Raw genomic sequence first — 8,610 nt, forward strand, 5'->3', positions numbered from 1 at the left:
GCCGCGAAGTCCGGCCGCCGCCCGGCGGCGAGCAGCGCGTGCAGGGCCGGGGCCTGCGCGGCGTCGATCGTCGTCTCCCAGGTATCGGGCGTCAGGCCCTCGCTGCAGGCGTCGAGCCGTGCCAGCAGCGGCGCGGCCCAGGCCTCGCCGCGGCGCTGCGCGAGCGCGAGGAAGCGGTTGGTCTGCGGCGCGATCAGCTCGCCGAGCACGCGCCAGACGATCAGCCGGCTCGGCGAGATCACCAGATCGAGGCCGGCGGCCGCGAACAGCGGCTCCTCCTCGCGGTGATTGGCGCGTGCGATCACGAACAGGTCCGGATTCAGCAGCCGCGCCGTGTAGGCGATCGACAGGTTGTCGGCGTCGTCGTCGGTGCCGGCGACCAGCCCGGCCGCACTGAGCGCCCCGGCCGAGCACAGCGTGTTGGCGGTCGTCGCATCACCGAGCACGGCATCCTCGGGCGCATCGTCCGGATCGGACTCGATCACGCGCACCGGCAGGCCGGCGCCGGCCAGATGCCGGTACGCGGCGCTGCCGAAGCGCCCGTGACCGCAGACGATCCACTGCCCGCGCGGCGGCACCAGCCGCGGCGGCAGCGGCTGGCCGGGCTGGCGGATCAGGTATTCGTAGAGCATGTGCAGGCTCGGCTCGACCAGCGCCATGGCCAGATGCTCGCCGAAGGTCTCGTAGGCATCGATGATGCGGTCGGTCTCGAACGACGCGAGATTGGCCGCGGTCGAGGCGTGCTCGGCGCGCGCGATCACGCGCAGGCGCGGGTTCAGCAGCTTCGCGGTGATCGCGACCTTCACGTCGATCGCATCGTCGGCAGCGATCGCGACCACGCCGAGGCAGCGCGGATGCACGAGCCCGGCCAGCCGCAGGATGCGCGAGGCGCGCGCATCGGCCGCGAGGCACGGCACGTCGAAGCCCACGTCCTCCAGGTCGAGCCGCGCGAGGCGCTCGGCATCGGCATCGAGCACGACCGTCTGCACGCCGCGCCGGCACAGCGCCCGCACCAGCAGGCTGCCGGCCTCGCCGTAGCCGCAGATGATCCAGAACGGCTCGGCCAGCCCGCGCACCTCGCCGGCGAAGCGGCTCTCGGCCAGCGCCCGGCGGAAGGCCGGGTCCTGCAGCAGGTTCAGGATCGTGCCGACCGCATACAGCCAGCCGATCACGGTCAGGTAGATGCACACCGTCACCCACAGCCGCTGCGCCGGCGTGAACGCGTACGGCACCTCGCCGAAGCCGATCGTCGAGCCGGTGTAGCTGATGAAGTAGAAGGCGTGGAACAGGTCGAAGCGCCACGGCCGGCCCTCCGGATCGACACCCGGAATCGCGACCAGCCCGGCGATCGACACCGCGTAGACGCTGATCAGCACCACCAGCGGCAGGCGCATGCGCCGCAGGAACAGGAACACGACGCTGTTGATCGCCGCCGCGCTGCCTTCGCGCGGATCGAGCGGCGCCGTGTCGCCCCCGGAGCCGGGCCGGCGACGCTGCAGCAGCAGGTGGACGAGGTTCATCTTCGGCGGTCGTCAGCGGCGCAGGTTGATGGTTTCGGCGAGCAGCATGACGATCGAGATGAAGTTCGCGAGCGCCGCGCCGCTGGCGAGCGACACCACCGAGGACACGACCCGCGGTGCCTCGCCGGCCCCGTAGGCGTGCGCCGCGATCGCCCAGACCACGGCCGCCGCGATCAGCTGCAGGTCCGCGACCAGACTGGTCGCGAGCAGCACCGCGCCCATGTGCGTGCGATCCCCGAGCTTCAGCACCGTCGCGATCAGGCTCACGACCAGCGCCGCGGCCAGCTCGTAGACGTCGTGATGCACGGGATTGTCGATCTCGCCGAGCACGAAGCCGAAGTTCAGCGTCGCGGCGAGCAGGATGAAGAAGCCGAAGACGACCTTTTCGAGATTCATGCACCATCCCCCTGGCGGTGTCGTTGTCGGCCGAGTGTAGGCAGCCGGCCGCCGCCGTTCGTGAAAGCCCGGGAGGGAACATGGCTTTGAACCCGAAAGAGGACGCCGGCCGCACCCCGGCCGCTGCCCGCGCGCCCCGCTCGCGCGGCCTGCTCGGCACCGTGCTGCTGGGGCTGGTGCTGCTGGTGGCGGTGCTGGCGCTGAACCCGGTGTACACGGTCGAGAGCGGCGAGGTCGTCGTGCTGTCGACCTTCGGCCGCTACGACCCCGAACCGCGCCTGCCCGGCCTGCACTTCCGCATGCCGCTGGTGCAGAGCACGCACTTCCTCGACGTGCGCCTGCAGACGCTGAACTTCCGCGGCCGCGAGGATGCGCCGGACGGCGACGGCATCCTCAATCACCCCGGCATCCAGGTGCTCGACGCCAAGAACCTGCCGATCACGCTCGATCTGTCGCTGCAGTTCACGCCGCACGCCGCCGAGGCCGCCGGCCTGCTCGAACGCTATGGCCGCAACTACGCCGACCGGCTGATCGTGCCGCTGGTGCGCGAGGTCGTGCGCGACGTGGTCGGCGGCTACCAGAGCGAGCAGATCGCCAACCAGCGCAGCGAGATCGGCCGCGGGCTCGAAGCGAAGCTCATCGAGGCGCTGAAGGCTTATCCGTTCACGGTCGAGAACGTCGCGCTGCGCGAGATCGGGCTGCCGGCCGTCGTGCAGAAGAAGATCGAGGAGGTGCAGCTCGCCAAGCAGGAGGAGCAGCGCCTGGCGATGGTCGAGCAGCAGGCGCGCAAGGAGCAGGAGATCAAGACCATCCAGGCCAACACGCGCCTGGTCGAGACCACGACCGACGCGCGCGCGCAGGCCGAGCGCAGGAAGCTCGAAGCCGATGCCAACGCCTACCAGATCGCGAAGGAGGCCGAGGCCCGCGCCACCGCCAATCAGAAGATCGCCGCGTCACTGACCGCCGAACTCGTGCACTACCAGTCGGTGCTGCAGTGGAACGGCGTGTATCCGGCGACGCTGGTGCAGGGCGGCGGGCCGGGCCTGCTGCTGAACCTGCCGGCCGGCGGGCCGGCGGCCGCACCGCGCTGAAGGCCGGGTACGGTCGGTGGTCCGTCGCTGCCGTGCCGCGGCGAACGGCTGCGGTGCACCACCGCCTGCCCTGCGCGGCGTGCACTGCACCGGCGCAGTGCACTCATGCGGCCGCCCGCCCGCCCGGATCGGGAGCGGAATCAAGGGGCTGGGCGCCACCGCAGTGCAGCACGCTTCTTGCTGGAAAAGCCCCGGTTGAACCGCCGGGGATCCTCATGACGACGCAATCCGTTCCGGCCCGCCTGCCCGACTTCGCGCCGGCGCCCGAGCCGGGCACCCGCCGCATCATCGATCAGCAGGAGCGGGTGTATTACGAGGGCTACTGGATCAAGACCTATCCGGTGCCGGGCGACTGTCTGGCGGCCAAGAAGAATCTGATCGAGGCGCTGACGCGGCGCCTGTTCAATCACACCGAACACGGTCTCAACGTGCCCGGCGTGCGCCTGCAGGAAGCCCGGGCGGCGTACGAGGCGGAAACCGATCCGGCGCTGCGGCGCGTCAAGGGCGGCATGCTGGCCGGGGCGCTGTTCAATCGCGCCACCGACATCTTCCGCCGGCTCGTGGAACTGCAGGCGGACGGCGTGGAAATCCAGACGGATTACCCGCTGGTGCAGGAATGCGGCCACTGCCTGCTGGAGGCGCTGGAGCTGGGGCGGCTGGTCCGGCATCGCAGCGGGCAGGAATGCATCGACGAGCTGTGGGGCGAGCCCTTCCGCGTGTTCTCGCTGTCGGTCGAGGAGTTCTTCGAAAGCCGCTATCTGAAGATCGGCATGTGCCTGCGCGACATCGACCGCATCGCCGCCGCCATGATCGAACATCTGCAGCCGATCCCGGTGTTCGAGGGTCTGGCGCCGCTGGTCAGCGACTTCGCGGAAGCGGCGCGGATCAAGACCGAGACCCTGCGCACCGATGCGCGGATCTTCGACGTGTGGTCGCGCTTCGTCACCGCCGGCGAGCGTCTGGCGGCCTACGAACCGGGCCTGCCCGCGGCCCGGGCGACGCGGACCCCGGGCCGGCGCGTGCACGGGCTGGTGGACGGCATGCGTCTGGTGAGGGCGGGCCGCTCCCTGATCTTCCACATCGTCCGCGCCCGCTCGCCGATGCCGAAGAGCATGGCCGACTATCTCGCCCATCTGGCCTTCTACCGGGACAAGGGGCGCATCTCGCCGACGCTGCCGGTCATGCCGGAATAGGCCGGGGGCACGCCGCCGGCTAGCGCCGGACCTGCGGCGGCACCCAGCGCGCCGGCAGCAGCAGGCAATGGCGCACGCGCGCCGGGGCGTGCGCAAACACCGACGAGAGCGCGACCGCCCCGAGGAACAGCCAGGCCCCGGCCGCCGGCACGAACGGCGCCAGCCCGAGCAGCCCGAGCTTCGCCAGCACCGCCAGCCCCGGCGGCTGCACCAGCCAGCGCCCGTCGCTCCACACGAACAGCAGCCCCAGCGCCGAACCGCTCGCCAGGGCCACCCACAGCCAGGGCTGCCAGCTCGCCGGCGGCAGCCCGTGCAGGAAGCCGGCCCCGAGCCCGGCGACCGCGCACAGATGCACGCTGCGCAGCGCGACGTTGACCCAGCGCTGGCCGGCGAAGCGGCGCGGTTCGGGCGGAAACAGCAGGGCGCGCAACTCGGGCATCGGCGGATCGCAACAGCGGGGCGGGGCGCGCATGTTCGGTCGAGGCAGGCAGCGGCGTCCATCCGCCGGAAGGGGCGGACGATGCGGCGGATTGATCCGCAGATTGCAGGCGTGCCGCGGTTGCCGGGGCAGGGGCGAATGACAGAAACCCCGGAGCGCTGCCGCGCATCCGGGGTTCATGCGGTCATGGTGCTGCGCTGGATCGCGCCGCCGCCGGGCAGCGCGCCTTCATTTCCAGCCCGCCTGCCTCGCGGCACGAGGAAGCCGGGGCGGACATTCCGGATTCAGGCTGCTGACCCGGCCATTGCGCGCCGTTTCCGGCATGAAAGCAGTCCACCCAGCGCCAGCAGTGCAGCACTTGCCGGTTCGGAGATTTTGACTCCGGCAAGTCGTGGTTCGTCGAGTGCCGTACCGTACTGGAAGCTGACGTTGCTGATCACGGCGCCGAGATTCAGGATGCTGCCGCCCGCCACGTTGAACATGAATGAAATGCTGTTGCGCACGAGTTCGACAGTGGACGTCACACCGCTGCCGGTATTGGCGACGTAACTGTTCGATACGATGCCGTAGTCGAGACCGTCCGGTGCTGAACCACCGCCTGAACTCAGTTCGGGGCAGGCGCTGCAGATCCGGTCGCCGGCACCGAAGGTGCCGCCGAGTCCGGAACCGGAAACCCCGTATTTGGCAGTGACGGTCGATCCGGACAATCCGGTCGCCGAATACCGGTACGCCCATTCACCGCCGAGATTGGTGCTCGACGACGGCGTGGCGAGATTCACGTAGGAACTGCCGGCACTCCGCGTCGCCGTGGGCGATGACAGCGTGTAGGGCGGTGCGAGATCGAAGAACAGTCCCATCAGCACATCCGAGGGGCGATCGAGGGTGTCCGTCGAGATGTTTTTCAGCGTGATCGACAGCACGCTGCCTGACAGATCGAAAATCGCCTGTGCCGCCAGCGTGTGTCCGCCCGAATAGGTATTGGGACCGGTCGCCACAAAACTGACGGAGGCTCCGGCACCGGTACTCGCGGCAGCGAGTACGCCGGCCAGCAGCAACGCGCGGTGCGCGTGCAGGGTTGATGCAATCATCAGAGGTCCCCTCCGCGAAGTTCACCAGGAACGTGGGCGGCGGGGCAGAGGGTGCGGGTACCTTCCGGGTGGGGAATTTCACCCCGTAAACAAACAGTCGCTTCCGTGTGTATCCGTGTTCAACCGACCGGCATCTGCGCCGCGGCATGTACCGGGGGGCTGCGACTGCCCGCCCGGCTGGTAAGGCAGCAAAAAATGTTGCAATGGTTATGCCGGTCATGGCAAGTGCTTGTCAAGCTTTGCTTGCGGCGCAGATTTGCATCTGAAAAATCAGTAATATGTAAAATTTTTTGACACGCATGCCTTCATCATCAAGGCAATCGCTGCCGGCAGCAGGAATACGCAAGGAGAAATGAATCCGGACGCCGATGCGGCGGTTCAGCCGGGTATCAACAGACTGACGGCGGCAGAGGACCGGAACGCTGACATCAAGCCTTGCTGTCGTCGTCAGCTTCGATCCCATGGCAAGCGCACCTTCCCGGCATGCGAAAAGTCAGGGGCTGCGTGGGTGGCAGGCGCCTGATCATTTTGTTCAGGCGCGGCTTGCATGAGCGCCGATTTTCACCTGAACTGCATGCAGCCCGGCAGTCATGCTGCATTGCAAGAAGATGGGTTCGTTTGAGGCAGGCTTGCAAGCCCGGCATGTGGCGGATGGCATTGAGACCATGCCCGGGTTTCAGCGTCACTCAGCACTGCGTGCTGTTCAGGATGTCGTGCTGGTCAATGGAGGTCTCGTGAATATCCATGAATCGTGGCCTGATGTGCCGATGGATGTGATATGCGCAAAGGCGTATCCGGAATTCTTGTCCTCAGGCATGCGCGGAGTCTCGCAGAAATGAACAAAAAACTCATCTGCATCGGCGTGTTCGGAGTTTCTCTCGTATGGTTCGACAGTTTTTTTGCAGCCCTCATCATAGTGGGCTTCTTCGCAGTCATTGCGCTGGTGCTTTTGCCTGCATCGTCGATTGATCTCGGGTTTGACGAATGGGGCAGCGACGAAAGCTCTGGGTCTGGTGGAGACCGGGAGGGTGGTGGAGACAGTGCCGATTCGGGTGGGGATTGGGGCGGCGGGTGTGATTAAGTGCGCGCAGCCATTGCCGGCGATGGCGACCCGGCAGCCTGGTGCGGATGCCCTGCGTCGAACAACCGGAAGTTACATCAGGCGCGCATTCATGCGCACGCAGTCAAACGTCAAATGTCCATGTTTCCGGTAATGCGCACCCTGCCGGAGATTTCAGGGTGCGCACGCCACTGAATTACGGGCGGGACATCCGCCCCCGCCTCATTCCTCGGCCTCATACCCGAGGCTCGGCGCCAGCCATTTCTCCGCCGTCGCCAGTTCCCAGCCCTTGCGCCGTGCGTAATCCTCGACCTGATCGCGCGTGATGCGGCCGAGGCCGAAGTAATGCGCGCGCGGGTGGGCGAAGTACCAGCCGGAGACTGCAGCGGTCGGGACCATCGCGAAGCTTTCGGTGATGGTGATGCCGGCCTGCGCCTCGACATCGAGCAGGGTCCACAGCGTCGCCTTCTCGGTGTGATCCGGGCAGGCCGGATAGCCGGGGGCGGGGCGGATGCCGCGGTAGGCTTCGTCGATCAGTTGCTCGTTGGCGAGCGCCTCGTCGGGCGCATACCCCCACCATTCCCTGCGCACGCGCTCGTGCAGGCGCTCGGCGAAGGCTTCGGCCAGACGATCGGCCAGCGCCTTCAGCAGGATGGCGCTGTAGTCGTCGTGCGCAGCCTCGAAGCGCGCGACGTGGGCGTCGATGCCGATGCCGGCCGTGCAGGCGAAGGCGCCGACCCAGTCGGGCGTGCCGGGCGCTGCCACGTAGTCGGCCAGCGACTGGTTCGGCTTGCCGTCGGGGCGCACCGACTGCTGGCGCAGGTGGTGCATGCGCGTGCGCTCGGTCGTGCGCGTTTCGTCGGTCCAGACGATGGTGTCCTCGCCGTCGCGGTTGGCCGGGAACAGGCCGATGACGGCGTTCGCCGACAGCCAGCGTTCATCGACGATGCGCCGGAGCATCGTCTGCGCGTCGTCGAAGAGCTTGCGCGCCTGCTCGCCGACCACGGCATCGTCGAGGATGCGCGGGAAGCGCCCGGCCAGTTCCCAGGCCGAGAAGAACGGCGTCCAGTCGATGTACTCGACCAGCTCCGCGAGCGGGTAGTCGAGCAGCACCTGCACGCCGGGCACACGCGGGGCGAGCGGGGCGCCATCGGCCGGGTCGGGCGCGAGCGCGTTGGCGCGGGCCTGCGCGAAGGGCAGCAGGGCTTCGCGGTTGCGGCGCAGGCGGTGCTGCTCGCGCTTGCTGGCGTAGTCGGCCTTGGTTTTTGCGACGAACTCCGGCTTCAGCTCGGGACTGACCAGCGACTGCGCGACGCCGACCGCGCGCGAGGCGTCCTTCACGTAGACGACGGCCTGCTCGTACTGCGGGTCGATCTTGACCGCGGTGTGCATGACCGAGGTGGTCGCACCGCCGATCAGCAGCGGCAGCGCGTACTGCTGGCGCTGCATCTCCTTCGCGACGTTGACCATCTCGTCGAGCGAGGGCGTGATCAGGCCGGACAGGCCGATGATGTGCGCGCCGACCTCCTTCGCCTTGGCGAGGATCCTGTCGGCCGGCACCATGACGCCGAGGTCGAAGACCTCGAAGTTATTGCACTGCAGCACGACGCCGACGATGTTCTTGCCGATGTCGTGCACGTCGCCCTTGACGGTCGCCATGACGATGCGGCCGTTGCTGCTCGCGGCCTGACCGCTGCGCGCCTTCTCGGCCTCGATGTACGGGATCAGATAGGCGACGGCCTTCTTCATCACGCGCGCCGACTTCACGACCTGCGGCAGGAACATCTTGCCGGCGCCGAAGAGGTCGCCGACGACGTTCATGC

9 protein-coding genes are annotated in these 8,610 nt (G+C 68.0%); 3 read left to right on the top strand and 6 right to left on the bottom strand.

All coding sequences use genetic code 11. The annotated features are described in order from the left end of the window. Together PKE44_RS11175 and PKE44_RS11180 are read right to left on the bottom strand one after the other, a co-directional pair. Positions 1-1,520, bottom strand: a 1,520-nt coding sequence (locus PKE44_RS11175; RefSeq protein WP_324551091.1) for an NAD(P)-binding protein, incomplete at its 3' end; no start/stop codon positions are given. Positions 1,521-1,532: 12 nt separating this feature from the next. After that, a complete protein-coding gene (locus PKE44_RS11180; protein ID WP_324551093.1) occupies positions 1,533-1,916 on the bottom strand; it encodes a DUF6394 family protein in 384 nt (127 codons plus the stop codon). Positions 1,917-1,996: 80 nt separating this feature from the next. Between PKE44_RS11180 and PKE44_RS11185 the strand changes: the two genes are divergently transcribed. Together PKE44_RS11185 and PKE44_RS11190 are read left to right on the top strand one after the other, a co-directional pair. Next, a complete protein-coding gene (locus tag PKE44_RS11185; protein WP_324551094.1) occupies positions 1,997-3,007 on the top strand; it encodes an SPFH domain-containing protein in 1,011 nt (336 codons plus the stop codon). Positions 3,008-3,222: 215 nt separating this feature from the next. Next, a complete protein-coding gene (locus tag PKE44_RS11190; protein WP_324551107.1) occupies positions 3,223-4,200 on the top strand; it encodes a hypothetical protein in 978 nt (325 codons plus the stop codon). A 19-nt stretch (positions 4,201-4,219) separates the two neighbouring features. Here the strand turns inward: PKE44_RS11190 and PKE44_RS11195 are convergent, their stop codons facing one another. The 3 genes from PKE44_RS11195 to PKE44_RS11205 form a co-directional block, all read right to left on the bottom strand. Then, complete coding sequence (locus tag PKE44_RS11195) at positions 4,220-4,639, bottom strand: hypothetical protein (RefSeq protein ID WP_324551096.1); 420 nt, start codon at positions 4,637-4,639, stop codon at positions 4,220-4,222. A gap of 284 nt (positions 4,640-4,923) precedes the next feature. Next, positions 4,924-5,727: an XDD4 family exosortase-dependent surface protein gene (locus PKE44_RS11200; RefSeq protein WP_324551098.1), complete on the bottom strand. Its 804-nt coding sequence runs from the start codon at positions 5,725-5,727 to the stop codon at positions 4,924-4,926. 232 nt (positions 5,728-5,959) lie between these two features. Continuing rightward, on the bottom strand, positions 5,960-6,190 hold the full coding sequence (locus PKE44_RS11205) for a hypothetical protein (RefSeq protein ID WP_324551100.1): 231 nt from the start codon (positions 6,188-6,190) through the stop codon (positions 5,960-5,962). Positions 6,191-6,562: 372 nt separating this feature from the next. Here PKE44_RS11205 and PKE44_RS11210 point away from each other — a divergent pair, with 372 nt between their 5' ends. After that, entirely contained in the window at positions 6,563-6,808 is a 246-nt protein-coding gene (locus PKE44_RS11210; RefSeq protein WP_324551103.1) for a hypothetical protein, read from the top strand. Between the two features lie 201 nt (positions 6,809-7,009). Here the strand turns inward: PKE44_RS11210 and PKE44_RS11215 are convergent. Beyond that, positions 7,010-8,610 (bottom strand): vitamin B12 dependent-methionine synthase activation domain-containing protein (locus tag PKE44_RS11215; protein ID WP_324551105.1); only part of this gene is annotated, 1,601 nt, incomplete at its 5' end.

The organism is Plasticicumulans sp. (assembly GCF_035331805.1).
GTDB lineage: Bacteria > Pseudomonadota > Gammaproteobacteria > Competibacterales > Competibacteraceae > Plasticicumulans.

Excerpts from the sequence above, each read along its gene's own strand:
- PKE44_RS11200 (WP_324551098.1), bottom strand. The coding sequence starts at position 5,727 with ATGATTGCATCAACCCTGCACGCGCACCGCGCGTTGCTGCTGGCCGGC.
- PKE44_RS11210 (WP_324551103.1), top strand. The coding sequence starts at position 6,563 with ATGAACAAAAAACTCATCTGCATCGGCGTGTTCGGAGTTTCTCTCGTA.
- PKE44_RS11180 (WP_324551093.1), bottom strand. The coding sequence starts at position 1,916 with ATGAATCTCGAAAAGGTCGTCTTCGGCTTCTTCATCCTGCTCGCCGCG.
- PKE44_RS11185 (WP_324551094.1), top strand. The coding sequence starts at position 1,997 with ATGGCTTTGAACCCGAAAGAGGACGCCGGCCGCACCCCGGCCGCTGCC.
- PKE44_RS11190 (WP_324551107.1), top strand. The coding sequence starts at position 3,223 with ATGACGACGCAATCCGTTCCGGCCCGCCTGCCCGACTTCGCGCCGGCG.
- PKE44_RS11205 (WP_324551100.1), bottom strand. The coding sequence starts at position 6,190 with ATGGGATCGAAGCTGACGACGACAGCAAGGCTTGATGTCAGCGTTCCG.
- PKE44_RS11195 (WP_324551096.1), bottom strand. The coding sequence starts at position 4,639 with ATGCCCGAGTTGCGCGCCCTGCTGTTTCCGCCCGAACCGCGCCGCTTC.